This is a genomic window from Lonepinella sp. MS14436, assembly GCF_042470565.1.
Lineage (GTDB): Bacteria > Pseudomonadota > Gammaproteobacteria > Enterobacterales > Pasteurellaceae > Lonepinella.
Window position 1 is genome coordinate 1,388,245 of record NZ_CP170385.1, and the last position, 18,280, is coordinate 1,406,524.

Consider the following 18,280-nt stretch of genomic DNA (forward strand, 5'->3'; position numbering starts at 1 on the left):
TTTTATTATTGCGGTGCAGTTTCTGCCAGCACAGGATATTTTGCATTCATCTCGTCCGACCATTTTACTAGATTTGGAAAACTTTTACCAAAATTAATGCCTAATTTTTCCGCACGTAATGTCCACCAATCAATCACACAAACAGCAAAGATTGTACCAATGTTCAATTCCGTGCCAAATTCCGCTAAATTTTGTTCTAATTGAGCAAAACTTTTTAAATTGCGATCCATTAATTGCTGATGACGACTGGTCCACCACTCTGCTTCTGGTCGCAACATTTTCTCGGAAATAATTGGCAAGGTATTTTCCATAATCCCATCGGCTAAATTATGCAACGCCAATACATTCCAACGGGCTTTACCTTCTTTTGGAAATAGTGTTGCATTTTTGCCTTTATTATCTAAATATTCCGCAATCAACAGACTACCAAACAACCAACGTCCACAATTACGTTGCAATGCGGGTACTCGCCCTAAGGGGTTATCCTGATTATGGGGTGAATTAGGATCGAAAGATGATTTAATCGGTAACATCTCAATTTTATCATCTAATTGATGATGTTTAATAGTGACTAATACTTTACGCACAAACGGACTGGTTGTTGAATACCAAAGTTTCATAGGGTTTCTCCTTTGAATATATTTATACACGAAACAAATTAGCTAATTTATAGTACAAATACTTTAATTCTGCAACTCTTTCAAAAAATCAACAATCTTAGTTAAATCTCTGGTACGTTTCGCATTTGGTAAACTTTTCAAAAAGGTTTCGCCATAAGGACGATTGACTAAACGGCTATCACAAATAATCACTGCTCCTTTGTCTGTAACATCACGAATTAGTCGCCCCACCCCTTGTTTTAAAGCAATGACCGCTTCTGGAATTTGTAAATCATTAAACGGTTCCCCACCCTGTAATTTACAATCTTCAATGCGAGCTTTAAGTAAGGGTTCATCTGGTGATGTAAAAGGCAATTTATCAATAATGACCAACGAAAGAGCCTCGCCCCTTACATCAATGCCCTCCCAAAAACTAGATGTGGCAACGAGTACACTGTGTGGTTCATGAATAAAATGATCGAGCAATTTGACTTTTGACATTTCGCCTTGTAATAAAATAGAAAGCTGACTGTTTGCACGGAAATATTCAGCTAAACCTTTCATCATAAAATAAGAAGTACAAAGCATAAAACAACGACCCTTGTTGGCTTCAATTACAGGTAGTAACATTTCTGCTAATTGTTGCAAAGTGTGTTTTTGGTTGCTGCTTGGCAAATAACGTGGCACACAAAGCATGGCTTGTTCAGCATAATTAAAGGGACTATGTAGCACTTTTTGCTCGGCTTGTTGAATCCCTAAACGCTGGCAAAAATGATCGAAATTTCCACCGACTTCAAGGGTGGCAGAGGTGAAAATCCACGCTGCTTTTTGATTTGCCATTTGTTCACCGAATTTATCCGCCACGGTGAGTGGTGTAATATGCAAGCCAAATTGGCGGTTAAAGGTTTCATACCAATAGCAGTAGCCTGTAATGCTGGTGTCAGCAAGGCGTGTGAGCTGTTTTTTTACCGCAATAATGCGGTCATAAATGCTGTCTAGGGTTTGCGAACGTCCTAAAGCGAGTTTCACCACTTCGGCGGTGAAATCCAATTTTTCTTGTAAAATTTCTAGCCCTTTTTGCACCGCGATTTGTCGCAATAAATCTCGCCAGTTGCCACGTTGATTACTCTCTCCAAGTAATAAACGAAAATCTTGCACCATTTTTAACAGATGATCACTAGCTACTCCAAGCTGTTGCATATCTTTCACTTCGGTACGATAGACAATTTGTAAATCTTTACAAATATCAAATAGCTGGCGAGATGTGAGAGTTTGCCCAAAATATTGACTGGCAATATCAGGTAGTTGATGGGCTTCGTCAAAAATAATGACTTCCGCATCAGGAATAAGCTCGGCAAAGCCACTTTCTTTCACCGCCATATCCGCACAAAATAAATGATGATTGACTACGACCAAATCTGCTGCCAATGCCTTTTTACGAGCCAATGCCACATAACAATCGTTATAATGTGGACAATCCGAGCCTAAACAGCTATCAGTTGTACTGGTTAATTGTGGCAAAATCGGGCTATCTTCAGGCAATGTACTACATTCGGACAGATCCCCTGTTTGGGTGCTAATTTGCCATTTTTGTACTTTGCTTAAATCCACTAAAATGGATTTATCCCCAACTAAGCCCATATATTTCACCTGTTCCATTCGTTCCAAACACAAATAATTGGCACGTCCTTTGAGCAGGGCGATTTTACCTGTGTAATTTAATGCTTGTTTAATGGCTGGCAAATCACGTTTAAATAATTGATCTTGTAGGTTCTTTGAACCAGTCGAAATAATCGTTTTCTTTTTGGCTAATAAAGCTGGGACTAGATAAGCAAAGGTTTTTCCCGTACCAGTACCAGCTTCAACGACAAGTGCGGTGCGATTTTTAATAGATTTTTCCACCGCAGTTGCCATGTCAAGCTGTTCCTGACGGGGACGAAAACCGCTAATCTGCTGGCTTAACGCCCCAGTTTCAGAGAAAATTTGAATTATTTCAGATTGCTTCGACATTATTATTTATTTGATTATTCATTTTGCGGTATTGTATCATCTTGATATGATAAAAAGACAAGTTTATCAAACAAATTTAAGGTTGCTATGTCCCCATTACCCATTCTCACGCTTTCTCACCTACACAAAAGCTATGATGGTAAACATCAGGTGAATCATGATATTTCCTTTGAACTGGCAAAAGGGGAAATTTTAACCCTGTTAGGACCATCAGGTTGTGGCAAAACCACGTTATTGCGTGCGATAGCAGGCTTTGAACGACCAGAACAGGGGAAAATTTATATTGGAGATCGTTTGGTTTGTTCGCCAAAGACATTTATTCATCCTCGTGATCGGAACGTGGGGTATGTGGTGCAAGAAGGGATTTTATTTCCGCATTTGTCGGTGTATCACAATGTAGCGTATGGCTTAGGTGATGGTAAGGGAAAATTGTCTGAAGATCGGCAGAAAATTGGTGAAATTTTAGCACTGACAGGAATGACGGATTTTGCCGATGCTATGCCACATCAGCTTTCAGGTGGACAGCAACAGCGTGTGGCATTGGCTCGGGCGTTAGTAGTGTCGCCTGCGTTAATTTTGTTAGATGAACCCTTTTCGGCGTTAGATCAATATTTGCGATCTCAAATTCGAGATGAATTGTTGGCGATTTTAAAACGCAGTCAAACATCCGCCATTCTTGTCACTCACGATTGCGAAGAAGCCTTGCTTTGTTCGGATCGTATTGCCTTGTTATTTAATGGAAAATTGGTGCAATTAGATACGGCTCAGGGAATGTATTATCACCCCAATAGCTTAGAAATTGCACAATTTATCGGGGATACATTGATTATTGATGCCCTGTTAATTGCCTCTGAACAGGTACAATGTTTGTTAGGTCAAGTCAATATTCACCCCAATAATGCCCCCCTTGATTCACTGGGAAAATTGATGATTCGCCCCGAAAGTATTACGCTGATACCTGTAGATAAAAAGGCAAAATCTCCCTTAAATTTAACCGCACTTGCGTCATCAGGTACTCTGGTGAAATTGTTAAAACAGCAATTTCAAGGCAAACATAGCCGTGTTTGGGTGGATATTGCAGGGCAAACGCTGGATTTTTCATTATCTAACACCTTTCGTTTATACACGGGGGAAAGTTATATTTTGCAGGTTCATGAACGAGCTAAATTCTACCTATAAATATTATTGAAAATCATTCTTATCTAGTTTAGTATAAAAAAGACTTTTAAAAGGTCAATGGATATGATTCATCATTTATAAGAAGGTATTGCAATGAAAAAGTTATTGAAAAAAAACGTGATTTTAGCAGGCTTTACTGTCGCAGGTTTAATGTTATCTAATGTAGCAATGGCAGATCTGTTGGTATATAACGGTCAGCACAAAAATGCAGGCGTAGAAAAAGCAGCCCAATTATTTACCGAAAAAACAGGCATTAAAGTTGAATTAAAAACAGGTAAAACCCCTGAATTAGCAGGTTTATTGAAAGAAGAAGGGGCAAAATCGCCTGCGGATATTTTTATCGCTGAAAGCACAGGTCCATTCCTTTCCTTAAGTGAAGCTGGTTTACTAGCACCAGTGGGCGATGACGCATTAGCCAACGTAAAAGGCGAAAACGTGCCACAAGCCCCGAAAAAAGATTTTGTGCCAATCGGTGTGCGTAGCCGTGTGTTGGCGTATAACCCGAATAAAATTGCGGAAAAAGATTTGCCAAAATCTTGGACAGAAATGGTTAATGATCCAAAATGGAAAGGCAATTTCTCTTATCACCCAGGTTCTGGTGCATTAGTGGATCAAATTGCCATTTATAAAAAATTACACGGTTTAGATGCCACCAAAGCGTTCTTAAAAGCAATGAAAGAAAATGGGCAATCTATTACTGGTCATACGCCTGCATTGAAAAAAGTGGATGCGGGTGAATTAGGTGTGGCGATGATTAACCAATATTATTTGGAACGTCTTTATAAAGAAAAAGGACAAGAAAATGTACAAGCGAAAATCCACTATATGCGTAATGCGGATGCGGATTCTGCCTTGAGTTTCTCTGCGGCTGCGGTGTTGAAAGCGTCTAAACAGCAAAAAGAAGCTCAACAATTCTTGGCATTCTTAACCAGCAAAGATGGACAAGAAGCCTATATTTCCACATCAGGCGAATGGCCAACCAATGCGAAAGCCGTTTCACCTGTGAGCTATTTAGTGCCTCTGGATAGTTTAAATCCACCAAAAACCACCTTTAATAATTACGCCGAAATTGAAGAAGCAAAAACGTTGATTAAAGAAGCAGGTATTCAATAAAAAGGATTCGGGGTGTCGTTGTACACCCCGATTTTACGATGCAAACGAACATCAAACGTCCTCCAATTTGGCTAAGTGCGGTGGTAATTTTTATTATTTTGCCGATGTGTTTTCCTTTTCTGTATATTGCTCAATACGGTCTTTCCAGCAACGCTAGTCAAATTTCCCAATTATTATTTAACGCCCAAACCGCACGGTTATTATTAAACACCCTATTGCTTTGTTTTATTGTTACCAGCACGGCGATTTTACTGGCGTTAATCTGTGCTTTTTTGTTGGAACGTTGTCAAATTCGCTACAAAAATTTGTTGACCACCTTAATCAGTTTGCCTTTGTGTATTCCGTCTATCGTCAGCAGTTTCACGTGGTTTAGTGTGGATACCGTGTTATTTTCTGGCTTATTCGGTGCCTGTTTTGTGATGACATTAGTGTCTTTTCCGTTGGCATTTTTGCCGATTTCTGCCACCCTGAAACGATTGGACTCGGCATGGGAAGAAGTGAGCTATTCGCTTAATCGTTCTCGTTGGTATACGTTTATCAAGGTCATTTTTCCCCAATTACGCCCCGCCATTGGCAGTGCGATCTTATTGATTGCGTTACATTTATTAATTGAATTTGGGGCGGTGGCGATTTTGGGTTACAAAACCTTTAGTGTGGCGATTTTTAATGAATTTGAAGCCTATTACAACACCCAAGAAGCCGTGTTGCTTTGTTTAGTGTTGGTGTTATTGTGCTTTGTTATTGTCGGCTTTGAATTAAAATTGCGTGGCAATGAACAAATTGTGCGTGTGGGCAAAGGGTTGATTTCGCCCCCTGCCCCGATCTCATTGGGCAAATTTGAATGGCTCGCTATTGGCTTTATTTTGTCGATTTTTGTGTTGGGCATTTTGGTGCCTGTGGTGATTTTAATTCAGTGGATATGGGAAGGATCGGCGATTCATAGTGAGTATTTTCAATGGTCGGATTATTTCAGCGTGCTGTTTAGCACCCTTTGGCTGACCTTAAGTGCGGCGTTAATTACGCTAATAATTGCCTTTCCGTTGGTGTGGATTTCCATTCGTTACCGATCCCCCTTTACCCAATATATTGAACGTTTACCCTTTATTTTGCACGCCATTCCTGCGGTGGTAATCGGCTTTGCCGTTGCCAAATATAGCTTGTTGTATTTTCCATCTATTTATCAAACCCATTATGTGCTTTTCCCAGCCTATTTAATGCTCTATTTGCCTCTTGCTCAAACAGCTTTACGTTCGTCCATTGAGCAAATTCCCACAGGTATTGAGTGGATTTCTGATTCATTAGGTAAAACCCGTTGGCGACTGTTCCGCCGTGTGATTTTACCCTTGGTTTCCCCAGGGTTAATCGCAGGTTTCTCCCTGTGTTTTTTGCAAATGAGCAAAGAATTGACCGTAACCTTAATTCTTTCGCCACGCCAACTTTCAACCCTGTCCATTGAATTGTGGCACGCAGAAGAAGGGTTGCAATATTCTATTGTTGCGGTGTATGGCTTATCGTTGATTGTATTTTCAGGGATACCTGTGTTTTTGTTGAAACGCTATTTGGCGAAGTGAGTTTGTGTTACAATTTAGCGACATTAATTTATCACATAAAAAGGAAAAATTATGCACCGCACTTTAATCAAATCTATAAGTAATGAACTTCGTCTTTATCAATATAATGAAATCCCCGTATTAGAACTCAATCACCCTGTCGGCACGGCAAAAATTGCTCTACAAGGTGCTCATTTATTCAGTTGGCAACCTGCACATTGCAAGCAAGATGTATTGTGGTTAAGTGAGATTGAACCATTTAAACAAGGTTCGGCAATTCGTGGTGGTGTGCCGATTTGTTTTCCGTGGTTTGGTAATGGTGGAACGCCAGCACATGGTTTTGCTCGTATTAGTTTATGGGATTTAACCGATTATGACATTCATCAAGATAAAGTCAAAATTACCCTTTCTTTGTTAGCTGAAGATAAAACAGCCATAGCTAAAATCGAAATGATATTCTCGCAACAATGTGAATTAATTTTTACTAATTATCATCAAAACAATGCACAATTAGCCTTACATAGCTATTTTAAGGTGGGCGATATAGTACAAACTTTATTACATAATTTACCGATTAGTACCTTTAATCAATTAACTCAACAACAAGAAACTGTGCCATCACCACGTTCTATTGAGGAAAATGTCGATTGTATTTATTCCGCAGAAAACGGTGCTACATTAATTGAAGATAAATTCAATCAACGTATTATTACTGTTGAACATATTAATGCTTCAGAAATTGTAGTGTGGAATCCGTGGCATAAACCAACTAGCAGTATGTCAGACATCGGATATAAAACCATGCTCTGCGTAGAAACTGCACGGATTAAAAAACTATTAAGCACAGATCCTGTTGGTGTGAAAATTCAGGTGAAATCCACCGCAGTTTAAAAATAAGTTGCTAATTATCTTTTATTAGTTTAGATTTCGGTATTGTTCAGTTTTCTTTATTATAGGAGTTTTTATGAATCAGGATGTAATACCAAACAATGATAACCAACGTTCTACGCTATGGATTGCCTACGCCTTATTTGGTGCAGGTATTCTTTTTGGCGGATTACCAGCCATTGCGGGTGTTATTCTCGCTTATATCAAGAAAGAAGAAGTTTTGGGGATTTACCAAGATCATTATCGTTTCTTAATTAAAACCTTTTGGGGAACCTTATTAGGTTTCGTCATTGGAGGTATTCTCTCAGTTATTGGGATTGGAGCGTTAATTATTTTAGCTGTTTGTATTTGGTATATTTTCCGTGTTGTGGTGGGGGCTTTACGCTTAAAAGAAAATTCAACCATTACACCAACAGGTTGGTTTAAATAATTATCATCATAACAAAATAGACCCTGTTTGAAACAGGGTCTATTAATTTAATTACTTATCCAAAAACAACGCTGCTGCACCTCGCACACCGCCTGAATCACCATATTTAGCTTTTTTAATTAATGGCACTTTAGCACTTCGCATTAAATGTGGCGGTAAGGCTTTTGGTAAAGCCTCATATAGATGATCAAAATTAGATAATCCACCGCCGAACACAATCAAGTGCGGATCAAAAGCGGTGATAATATTACCAAGGGAAATTGCCATTAATTCTACAAAAAGTTTAACGAAATCCACCGCAGTTTGATCATTCGCATAAAAACGTTCAATAATTTCTTTGGCAGATAAATTTTCACCTTTTAAATCACGGTATAACATTTCAAAGCCACGTCCAGATAAATAGGTATCTAAACAAGCTTTATTGCCACAACCACAAGGATAAATTGGAGCATTATCCCAACCCAATAGTTTTAAAGCATGATAATTCAGTTGTAAATGTCCCAACTCCCCTGCCATACCGACTTTGCCAGAATGTACTTTACCATTAAACACTAATCCCCCACCAAATCCCGTGCCTAGAATTAGCCCTAATACGAAAGGATATTGCTGATTTTCTGCGTCCCATGCCTCGGATAACGCAAAGCAGTTAGCATCATTTTCGGCTCTTACTTCACGAGCTAATAATTCGGAAAGATCACGCAAAATCGGCTTATTATCTGCGACTCGAATATTGGTAATTTCAGCTAATCCAGTTTCTCGATTAACAAATCCCGGCACACCTAATCCCACAGTGCCTTTACAACCGAATTTTTGGTCGGCACGATTAACTAATCCAACAATCGCTTGTAACCACTGTTGATAGCTTTCTTTGGGGGTTTCAATCCGTTCACTATATTGTTTTTCTAATTTTTCATTAAAGGCAGCCAATTCAATTTTGGTACCACCAATATCTAAACCATATAACATAAAAAAACTCCTATTTTTTTCACCGCACTATTTTACCAATTCAACGCTATTTTGCTGAAAAATCTGTTTTTGTTCAATATAAAAGAATAATGGTAAATGGACTAACCACGCAATTAATGTGCTAATTAATAAATCTATTGGGTGGTGCATACCTAAGCGTAAACGGCTTACCAACATTAACACTGACCAAAGCAAGATACCCAGCACTAAAATTTTTGAAGACATACGACAACGTCCCACAATTTGAGTAAACCCTACCGCTAATAATAACCAGCTGGCAGCGAATATCGTATGACCTGATGGGAAAGAATAACCAGTTTCATTTTCACGATGATGAACCAACCACGTAGGCACTTCCGCTTTATTCGCATAAAATTGACTAACAATCATGGCTCGTTGCTCACGAGTTTGATCATAAAAATAATCTGTAGTAACTCCACTTTGTTCAGCTAAGGCGGAAGCATAAGGTCTGGGTTCGGCAAAAACCGTTTTTGCGGCGGTTTTAATGCCCTGTGTAATCAGCATGGAAATTGCCATAATAATTACCGCACTAATCCATTTTGATTTACTGGAAAAAATTGGTAAGAAACATAAGGATAATACCCCGCAACTGATGACCGCATAAGGTACGCTACCCGTTTCCGTTAACCAATATAAAAAATAATCAAATGATGTCAAATGGCTGTCACCGTGCCATTGCCACGAAAAAATCCAAGTAAAAAATGGCACAAAACAAAGTAAAAAAGTATATAATGACAAGCGTCTTAGCATAGCAAGCTTCCTATGTATGTAATAAAAATTGTATTTTATCATTAGAAAACTAAAAGAAAAATAAGGATTTATTCTATGGCAAAAATTCAGCTTGTGACTGAAGCCAATTTACCTACTGAATTTGGTATGTTTAAAATTGTCGGTTTTGAATTACCAGATAGTAAGAAAGAACATATTGCGTTAGTAATGGGAGATGTAACTGACGGCAAACCTGTTTTATCTCGTATTCACTCCGAATGTTTGACTGGAGATACTTTATATAGTTTAAAATGTGATTGTGGTTTTCAACTTGCCACTGCCCTACGTCAAATTAGTGAAGAAGGACGTGGCATATTAATTTACCACCGAGAAGAAGGACGTGGCATTGGTTTAATTAATAAAATTAAAGCCTATGCGTTACAAGATCAGGGAATGGATACTATTGAAGCCAATTTAGCACTAGGTTTTGCTGCTGATGAGCGTAATTTTTCAGTTTGTGCGGATATTTTTGAGCTATTAGGTGTTAATCAAGTTCGCCTACTCACCAATAACCCAGTTAAAATTGATACCATGAAAAAAGCAGGTATTAATGTGGTTGAGCGAGTTCCTTTGAATGTCGGGGAAAATCGTTACAATCGAGCTTATTTAGATACTAAAGCGAAAAAAATGGGACATTATATTGTTCATCACAGTGGGGAAGCTCAGAATAATGAAAAACATTTTTTAAACTGTCCACATTGTTTATCAGAAATACCTAAACCGCAACATGAGCAATAATCAAATTTTATGATATAGATCATAAAATTAGCGTATAATTACAAATATTTATTGTTGCTAGATTGTTACAAATATAGAATAATTTATTATATTTTTCACATTAACTGTGATATCTATTTTTAAGGGGAGTTAACAATGGCTACGCCACAAATTCTGATTGTTGAAGATGAAACTATTACCCGAAATACACTAAAAAGTATTTTTCAAGCTGAAGGTTATAACACCCTTGAGGCTTGTGATGGTAATCAAATGCAACAAATTTTAGCTAATAAAGAAGTCCATTTAATTGTCATGGATATTAATTTACCTGGTAAAAATGGTTTAATGTTAGCTCGTGAACTACGTGAGCATACTAAAACAGCATTGATGTTTCTAACTGGTCGTAATAATGAAGTAGATAAAATCTTAGGCTTAGAAATCGGTGCAGATGATTACATCACTAAACCATTTAACCCTAGAGAATTAGCCATTCGAGCTCGTAATTTATTACAGCGAACAATGGGAGAAGACAAAGGTAAGCAAAAAGTAGATGCTTATCATTTTAATGGTTGGGTATTAGATATTAATCAACATGCGTTGATTAATCCTGACGGTGAAATATTGAAATTACCACGCAGTGAGTTTCGTGCAATGGTACATTTCTGTCAAAACCCAGGTAAAATCCAAACTCGCGAAGAATTATTGAAAAAAATGACAGGGCGTGAGTTGAAAGAAAATGATCGTACCGTTGATGTGACCATTCGCCGCATTCGTAAACATTTTGAAGATCACGCTGGTACGCCCGAAATCATTTCCACTATTCACGGCGAGGGCTATCGTTTTTGTGGAACGTTAGAATAAGCCTTTTCTTACAATATCAAGTGCGGTGTAAAATTTATAATATTTTTACCGCACTTTTTCTTTATAATTCCCTTTGTTTATTTGTACATTGTCCCCATATTAGGTAGAATTATGCAATCTTTCGAAATCAGCCGAATATTATGACAAAGAAAAAAATCAAAGCAGGTTCAAATACTATTGCCTTAAATAAACGTGCTAGACACGATTATTTTATTGAAGATGAAATTGAAGCTGGGCTTTCCTTGCAAGGTTGGGAAGTCAAATCAATGCGAGCAGGAAAAGCAAATATCAGTGATAGCTATGTTATTTTCAATCATGGTGAAGCCTATTTGTTTGGTGCAACAATTCAACCTTTAAGCGTGGCATCTAGCCATATTATTTGTGACCCTACTCGCTCGCGGAAATTACTATTAAATAAACGAGAATTAGATACCTTATTTGGTAAAGCAAATCGTGATGGTTATACCATTGTTGCCCTGTCACTTTACTGGAAAAGTGCGTGGGCAAAGATTAAAATAGGACTCGCAAAAGGGAAAAAATTACACGATAAACGTGAAGATATTAAAGATCGGGAATGGAAAGTACAGAAAGATCGCATAATGAAACATGCAAATCGTGGATAATCTGTTACAATCTCAAATCGATGTAAAAATTTTGTTAACTACTTGGAGAATATGAATGGCACAGGATCAAGATCCTTGGGCAGCACCTGGGACGAATTCAGGTAATTCGTCAGGGCAAAAGCCTAACAATCAATCAACGGATGAACCTAAAAACAAGCGAAATGATGAACAATCTCCTCCTGATTTAGAAGAAGCCTTTACTAATTTGCTGCAAAAATTATCAGGCAAAAAAAATGGTAATAGTTCAAATAATCAACAAAACAATAAATTCTCAGAAATCAATGTGGGTAAATTATTGCCTATTGCCGTACTTGTGGGAGCTGTGATGTGGGGATTAAGCGGCTTATATACGGTGAAAGAAGCAGAACGTGGTGTAGTCACGCGTTTTGGTCAATTACATTCTATTGTGCAACCTGGTTTGAACTGGAAACCAACTTTTGTGGATAAAGTGATTCCAGTTAATGTGGAGCAAGTAAAAGAATTAAAAACCCAAGGTTCTATGCTGACCCAAGATGAAAATATGGTAAAAGTAGAAATGACGGTGCAATATCGTGTACAGGATCCTGCCAGATTTTTATTTAGTGTTACTAATGCAGAAGACAGTCTTGGACAAGCTACAGACAGTGCTTTGCGTTATGTGGTTGGTCATATGACGATGGATAATATTCTAACCACAGGACGTTCTGTGGTACGTGAAGACACTTGGAAAGCCTTAAACGAAATTATCAAGCCTTATGATATGGGCTTGGAAGTGCTTGATGTCAACTTCCAGTCTGCTCGTCCTCCAGAGGATGTCAAAGATGCTTTTGATGATGCTATTAAAGCACAGGAAGATGAACAACGTTATATCCGTGAAGCAGAGGCCTACGCTCGTGAACGTGAACCGATTGCTCGTGGTAATGCACAACGTATTTTAGAAGAAGCAACGGCTTATAAAGAGCAAATTGTGTTAGAAGCAAAAGGTGAAGTCGAACGTTTCCAACGTTTATTACCTGAATTTAAATCGGCACCTGATGTATTAAAAGAACGTTTGTATATTCAAACCATGGAAAATATGCTGGCAAAAACGCCAAAAGTCATGATGGATGCTGGGAATAATTTAACTGTATTACCAATAGAGCAATTATTACGACAAAAACCACAAACAACACCAGAAACTGAAGTTCAACGTTTTGAGAAAAGTATTCCTAGCATAACTCCAAATAGTGCGGTGAATTCTAAGCCAGTTTCTACTACACCAGATTCAACCAACAATTCACGTCAAGGGAGATTTAACTAATGCGTAAATTTTTAACTCCGATTGTGATCGTTTTAGCGTTGGTACTTTATTCTAGTATTGTAGTCGTGCAAGAAGGTAATCGTGGTATTATGTTGCGTTTTGGTAAGGTGCAACGTGATGCGGATAATAAAGTAAAAGTCTATTCCCCTGGGTTACACTTTAAGGTGCCAGTGTTGGATAGTATGAAATTACTTGATGCTCGTATTAAAACCTTAGACGGTCAAGCTGATCGCTTTGTTACCGTAGAGAAAAAAGACCTTTTAGTGGATTCTTATGTGAAATGGCGTATCAGTGATTTTGGTCGTTTCTTTACTTCTACAGGTGGCGGTGATTTTACGCAAGCATCAAATTTATTACGCCGTAAAGTCAATGACCGTTTGCGTTCTGAAATTGGTTCTCGCACCATTAAAGATATTGTATCGGGTACACGCGGTGAATTAATGGCGGATGCGAAAAAATCTCTTAGTACAGGACAAGATAGCACAGCAGAATTGGGCATTGAAGTGATTGATGTTCGTGTAAAACAAATCAATTTGCCTGATGAGGTTTCATCTTCTATCTATCAACGTATGCGTGCAGAACGTGATGCTGTCGCTCGTGAACATCGCTCACAAGGTAAAGAGAAAGCGGCGTTTATTCAAGCTGATGTGGATCGTAAAGTCACCTTAATTACCGCTAATGCAAATAAAACTGCTCAGGTATTACGTGGTGAAGGCGATGCGACAGCGGCTAAGTTATATTCTGATGCTTTTGCTCATGAAACAGAATTTTACAGTTTCTTACGCAGTTTGAAAGCATACGAAAATAGCTTTACGGGATCTGAAAATATGATGCTTTTAAAACCAAATAGTGAGTTCTTCCGCTATATGCAAGCACCGAAAAAATAGTTAAGAAAAGAAGTCTAATCTTTTGGTTAGGCTTTTTTATTGAGCTTTAAACTAAAAAATAGTAAAGTATCTAGGTTGTATTTTAAAACACTAACAGGAAATTATTATGGGAAAAAGTGTTGTTGTCCTTGGCGCCCAGTGGGGCGATGAAGGGAAAGGCAAAATCGTTGATTTATTAACCGATCGTGTCAAATATGTAGTTCGCTATCAAGGTGGACATAATGCAGGTCATACTTTAATTATCAACGGTGAGAAAACCGTATTACGTTTAATTCCAAGCGGTATTTTACGTGAAGGCGTAACTTGTTTGATCGGTAACGGTGTTGTGCTTTCACCATCCGCTTTAATGCAAGAAATGGGCGAATTAGAAAGCCGTGGCATTAAAGTGCGTGAACGTTTGTTGATTTCTGAAGCTTGCCCATTAATTCTGCCTTATCATGTGGCGATGGATCATGCTCGTGAAGCTGCATTAGGTAACAATAAAATCGGTACAACTGGGCGTGGTATTGGTCCAGCTTACGAAGATAAAGTGGCTCGTCGAGGGTTACGGGTAAGCGATTTATTTAACCGTGAAAAATTTGCCGAAAAACTTAAAAATATTTTAGATTATTACAATTTCCAACTGGTTCACTATTATAAAGCCGAACCTGTGGATTATCAAAAAACCTTAGATGATGTTATGGCAATAGCAGATGTGTTAATTGGTATGGTGGCTGATATCAGTACCCTATTAGACACTGCTCGCAAAAATGGTGACAATATCTTATTTGAGGGCGCACAAGGGACAATGTTAGACATTGACCACGGTACTTATCCATTCGTCACCAGTTCAAATACTACCGCTGGTGGGGTGGCAACGGGTGCTGGTTTTGGTCCACGTAACCTAGACTATATTTTAGGTATTATTAAAGCCTATTGTACTCGTGTCGGTGGCGGTCCATTTGCTACAGAATTATTTGATGATGTAGGTGCCGAAATTGCACGTAAAGGCAATGAATTTGGAGCGGTCACGGGTCGTCCACGTCGCTGCGGTTGGTTTGATGCGGTGGCAATGCGTCGTGCCATTCAAATCAACAGTATTTCTGGTTTCTGTATGACAAAATTAGATGTACTAGATGGTTTTGATGAAGTAAAAATCTGTATCGGTTATAAATTACCGAATGGGAATGTGGTGGACTTCGCTCCCCTTTCTGCCAAAGACTGGGAAGGCGTTGAACCAATTTACGAAAGTATGCCAGGTTGGAAAGAAAATACCTTTGGTGTCACCGATGTGAATCAATTACCACAAGCTACTCGCAATTATGTAAAACGTATTGAACAAGTTACTGGTGTACCTGTTGCAATTCTTTCCACAGGTCCAGATCGTGTACAAACCATGATTTTACAAGATCCATTTGCGGTATAATAAAATATCCCCCATTCTGTTGTTCGACAGAATGGGGTTTCTATTTAGGATCATAAATGCAATCAACGTCACAACAGAATAAGCTAGTTTATTATTTAACTAAAATAACCATAAGGCGATTGATTTATACATTCGCTAGCTTGATTGTGCTTGTGATTTTAATGCTTATCTCTATCGATCAATTTGTCAGTTATAAAGTGCGTGATGATATCTATCATAACATTGAGCAGACACCTTATCGTCCTTATGCAGTAGTGTTAGGTACTGCCAAATATGTGACTAAAAACACGCCTAATCAGTTCTATAATTACCGTTTAGAAAGCACTAAAGCTCTGTTTGATGCTGAAAAAATCGACTATATTTTATTAAGTGGTGACAACCGAACCTTACAATATAACGAGCCAAGAACCATGCAGAGAGATCTCATCAAAATGGGGATTGAACCACAATATTTATTTCCTGATTATGCAGGATTTCGCACCTTAGACAGTATTATCCGAGCTAAAGAAGTGTTTAAGGCAGAACCAATGATTATTATTTCGCAACGTTTCCACTGTGAACGAGCCTTGTTTATTGCTAAATACCATCACATTGATGCCATTTGTTTTGTAGCAGATAATCCTAATATTTATACTGAAACTCGTTTGCGTGAAATTTTTGCTCGTTTTTTAATGGTGTGGGAATTAATTACTGAAAAGAAACCGCACTTTTTGGGAGAGCCTGAGCCATTGCCAGCACCGTTAAATCGTCATATTCACCCAAATCAAAGTGCGGTGGAAAATCTGTAAGATTTTTTGCCTATTAAATTTTGTTCACATCAAACTTCGCCAAATCAATCCAATCTTCCGTGCCATAAAATTTACTCAACGCCTTACGTAAAGTTTCTGCTCGTTTTGGTAAGCCTTTTTCGGCATAGATTTTTACCTGTTCATAAACCGCTAATTTAAATGGCATCGTATCGCCAACTTCCCCGTTTAAATTATCGCTGCTGGCAAAATAACGGAAATTGGCTGCGGTGGATAAAATCCATTCTAAGGCTTGCGGTTTAACTTCGGCTTTTTCAAAGTCACGTTGCCGTTGTTCTGAGCGTCCATCAGGTTCATACCAATAACCAAAATCTTCTAATTTACGGCGTTCTTTACCAGCTACTAGCCAATGAGCAATTTCATGTAATGCACTGCTGTAAAAACCACGAGCAAAATAAATGGCATTGTAAGGTACATCATCATTAGCGGGTAAATAAATCGGTTCATCACCACCTTTGACTAATTTGGTGTTAAATTGTTCATAAAAACATTGATTAAATAGTTGAATAATATCGTCTAATTTATGAGTTTCAGCATTTTGTGGCATTAATTTATCCTTTATTTTTTCATTTCATTTATTTTACCATATAAAAAACACTATTGAGTTCGACTTAAATTTAATACTTTCGAAAATAATCGTTTAAATAATAATGGAATAGCTTGCGAACCACGTCTTGCCATTTCATTAGATAACGCAATGGCAAGATCAGGTTTTGATGTACGTTGAATTGCTCGTTGAATAATTTTGTGCATCGGACGAGATTGATGAGGTGTTTCTTTCCAGTTAGCTAATTTTACAAAAATATCGGCGAAGCCCTCAGTATAAAAAAAATGTTCAATATCTGGGCGAGGTAACGTGGTTAAGCGGTTGCTTAAAATATCTTGCTCATCTGCCAATTCTCGCACGGTATCCGCATATTTATGCCCAGCCTCATCACCATCTGTTAATACATACCACTCAATCCCCATCGCTTTGGCATATTTGATTAAGGGTTTCAAACCAGACTGTGCAAATTCAACGATACGAATGCCTTCCGCAGGTAAATTAATATCTAGTAATTTGGCTAATTCCGACAATACCCAGACTTCGGTTTCACCTTCTACTAATATCCACATTTTGGAAAATAAGGCAAGACTACGATTATGTCGAATATGAAAGGTTAAACGGCGTAAGTCATCTTTATTAATATCGTGGTAGCTTAGACTATATGCAACGGTTTTATCTAAGTAACGAACTAAACGACAAATAGATGATAAATTTACTTGGGAAATCAGTTCAACAGAATTGGTTGTAGTGATCCGTTGGATAGGTAAATATTGTGATAATTCCCACACAATAGATGCCATTCTAGGATGTAAACGAGAACCAAGATCTTCAAAAATAATAATCGGGCGAAGTGCCTTGATATTCGTTTGTTCTTGTTCTTGCCAAAATAATGAACGTAAAAAAACCATTAATTGTTTCTGAATATAATGTGTATTATCTTGGCGTAAACGAAAACATAAACTATTTAATTGCTCCCATAATAAAGTAGGATCAACTTGAAAATCGGTAAAATGGTGGCTATCTAAAAAATAATATTGCAACAAATGTCCCACTGCAAGAAATTCATTTTTTAAACTTTCATCACCTTGCCATGATAGTGGTAAACATCCCATTTTAGCATTATTTAAACGAGCATCTCGGAAACGATATACGGGATAATTTTTTATTAAATATTGTGCGATTTTCTGGCTATTTTTTTCAATCACAACCTCCCCTAATTCATTTAGAAAGGTATAACTGGTAATTAAATTATCCCCTTGTTTTTCACCCGACACACGCAAATATAATCTTTGTAAACCATCTTTATGAGATACCAATAAATGTCGATATAAATGATTATCACGAAATTCATTTTGTTTCTGTTCACAAAAACAAAATAACAAGGTAATATCTTGGGAATCTTGTGGAGAAATATGTAAATCTTGTGCAACAAATTGATATAAAGTCTGGCTACCATTTAATATCAAACTTAAAGCAGACAATAAACTTGATTTCCCCCACGCATTTTCACCGATTAATACCATATTCGGTTTAAAATAAATAGATAAACGTTTAATACCGCGAAAATTGGCAATATCTAATTGACGTAAATACATTATTTCCCCCATTTTTCTGTTTGAATAAAATGTTAT

18 protein-coding genes are annotated in these 18,280 nt (G+C 37.7%); 12 read left to right on the forward strand and 6 right to left on the reverse strand.

Annotated features, from left to right (window positions below; translation table 11 throughout):
• Positions 1-5: 5 nt before the first annotated feature.
• Both O1Q81_RS06660 and O1Q81_RS06665 read right to left on the reverse strand, forming a co-directional pair.
• Entirely contained in the window at positions 6-620 is a 615-nt protein-coding gene (locus tag O1Q81_RS06660) for a glutathione S-transferase (RefSeq protein ID WP_386696635.1), read from the reverse strand.
• A gap of 63 nt (positions 621-683) precedes the next feature.
• Positions 684-2,609 (reverse strand): ATP-dependent DNA helicase, encoded by a 1,926-nt coding sequence (locus O1Q81_RS06665; protein ID WP_386696636.1) that lies wholly within the window; start codon positions 2,607-2,609, stop codon positions 684-686.
• Positions 2,610-2,696: 87 nt separating this feature from the next.
• Here O1Q81_RS06665 and O1Q81_RS06670 point away from each other — a divergent pair, with 87 nt between their 5' ends.
• The 5 genes from O1Q81_RS06670 to O1Q81_RS06690 all read left to right on the forward strand — a co-directional run bounded on the left by O1Q81_RS06670 (position 2,697) and on the right by O1Q81_RS06690 (position 7,769).
• Entirely contained in the window at positions 2,697-3,788 is a 1,092-nt protein-coding gene (locus tag O1Q81_RS06670) for an ABC transporter ATP-binding protein (protein WP_386696637.1), read from the forward strand.
• Between the two features lie 93 nt (positions 3,789-3,881).
• Complete coding sequence (locus tag O1Q81_RS06675) at positions 3,882-4,901, forward strand: extracellular solute-binding protein (RefSeq protein WP_386696639.1); 1,020 nt, start codon at positions 3,882-3,884, stop codon at positions 4,899-4,901.
• A 38-nt stretch (positions 4,902-4,939) separates the two neighbouring features.
• Complete coding sequence (locus tag O1Q81_RS06680) at positions 4,940-6,472, forward strand: ABC transporter permease (RefSeq protein WP_386696641.1); 1,533 nt, start codon at positions 4,940-4,942, stop codon at positions 6,470-6,472.
• 51 nt (positions 6,473-6,523) lie between these two features.
• Positions 6,524-7,342 (forward strand): D-hexose-6-phosphate mutarotase, encoded by an 819-nt coding sequence (locus O1Q81_RS06685; protein WP_386696643.1) that lies wholly within the window; start codon positions 6,524-6,526, stop codon positions 7,340-7,342.
• A gap of 73 nt (positions 7,343-7,415) precedes the next feature.
• Entirely contained in the window at positions 7,416-7,769 is a 354-nt protein-coding gene (locus O1Q81_RS06690; RefSeq protein ID WP_386693927.1) for a DUF4870 family protein, read from the forward strand.
• A 51-nt stretch (positions 7,770-7,820) separates the two neighbouring features.
• Here O1Q81_RS06690 and nagK read toward each other — a convergent pair whose 3' ends face one another.
• Together nagK and O1Q81_RS06700 are read right to left on the reverse strand one after the other, a co-directional pair.
• On the reverse strand, positions 7,821-8,735 hold the full coding sequence (nagK, locus tag O1Q81_RS06695) for an N-acetylglucosamine kinase (protein ID WP_386696645.1): 915 nt from the start codon (positions 8,733-8,735) through the stop codon (positions 7,821-7,823).
• A 27-nt stretch (positions 8,736-8,762) separates the two neighbouring features.
• Entirely contained in the window at positions 8,763-9,506 is a 744-nt protein-coding gene (locus O1Q81_RS06700; RefSeq protein ID WP_386696647.1) for a phosphatase PAP2 family protein, read from the reverse strand.
• Positions 9,507-9,581: 75 nt separating this feature from the next.
• Here O1Q81_RS06700 and ribA point away from each other — a divergent pair, with 75 nt between their 5' ends.
• From ribA to O1Q81_RS06735, 7 genes are all read left to right on the forward strand, one after another.
• Positions 9,582-10,262 carry a GTP cyclohydrolase II gene (gene ribA / locus O1Q81_RS06705; protein ID WP_386693933.1) on the forward strand — a complete coding sequence of 227 codons (681 nt, stop codon included), beginning with the start codon at positions 9,582-9,584 and terminating at the stop codon, positions 10,260-10,262.
• 135 nt (positions 10,263-10,397) lie between these two features.
• Complete coding sequence (arcA, locus tag O1Q81_RS06710; RefSeq protein WP_386686255.1) at positions 10,398-11,102, forward strand: two-component system response regulator ArcA; 705 nt, start codon at positions 10,398-10,400, stop codon at positions 11,100-11,102.
• A gap of 140 nt (positions 11,103-11,242) precedes the next feature.
• Positions 11,243-11,725: an SsrA-binding protein SmpB gene (smpB, locus tag O1Q81_RS06715; protein WP_386686257.1), complete on the forward strand. Its 483-nt coding sequence runs from the start codon at positions 11,243-11,245 to the stop codon at positions 11,723-11,725.
• A 55-nt stretch (positions 11,726-11,780) separates the two neighbouring features.
• Positions 11,781-13,004 carry an FtsH protease activity modulator HflK gene (gene hflK, locus O1Q81_RS06720; RefSeq protein ID WP_386696648.1) on the forward strand — a complete coding sequence of 408 codons (1,224 nt, stop codon included), beginning with the start codon at positions 11,781-11,783 and terminating at the stop codon, positions 13,002-13,004.
• Entirely contained in the window at positions 13,004-13,891 is an 888-nt protein-coding gene (hflC, locus tag O1Q81_RS06725; RefSeq protein ID WP_386686261.1) for a protease modulator HflC, read from the forward strand. Before hflK ends, hflC begins: the two co-directional genes overlap by 1 nt.
• Before the next feature lie 106 nt (positions 13,892-13,997).
• A complete protein-coding gene (locus O1Q81_RS06730) occupies positions 13,998-15,296 on the forward strand; it encodes an adenylosuccinate synthase (RefSeq protein WP_386686263.1) in 1,299 nt (432 codons plus the stop codon).
• Between the two features lie 56 nt (positions 15,297-15,352).
• Positions 15,353-16,084, forward strand: a complete 732-nt coding sequence (locus tag O1Q81_RS06735) for a vancomycin high temperature exclusion protein (RefSeq protein ID WP_386696651.1) — start codon at positions 15,353-15,355, stop codon at positions 16,082-16,084.
• 13 nt (positions 16,085-16,097) lie between these two features.
• Here O1Q81_RS06735 and O1Q81_RS06740 read toward each other — a convergent pair whose 3' ends face one another.
• Positions 16,098-16,649 (reverse strand): elongation factor P hydroxylase, encoded by a 552-nt coding sequence (locus O1Q81_RS06740; protein WP_386696652.1) that lies wholly within the window; start codon positions 16,647-16,649, stop codon positions 16,098-16,100.
• Between the two features lie 50 nt (positions 16,650-16,699).
• A complete protein-coding gene (locus tag O1Q81_RS06745; protein WP_386696654.1) occupies positions 16,700-18,244 on the reverse strand; it encodes a DUF2813 domain-containing protein in 1,545 nt (514 codons plus the stop codon).
• Positions 18,245-18,280 lie beyond the last annotated feature (36 nt).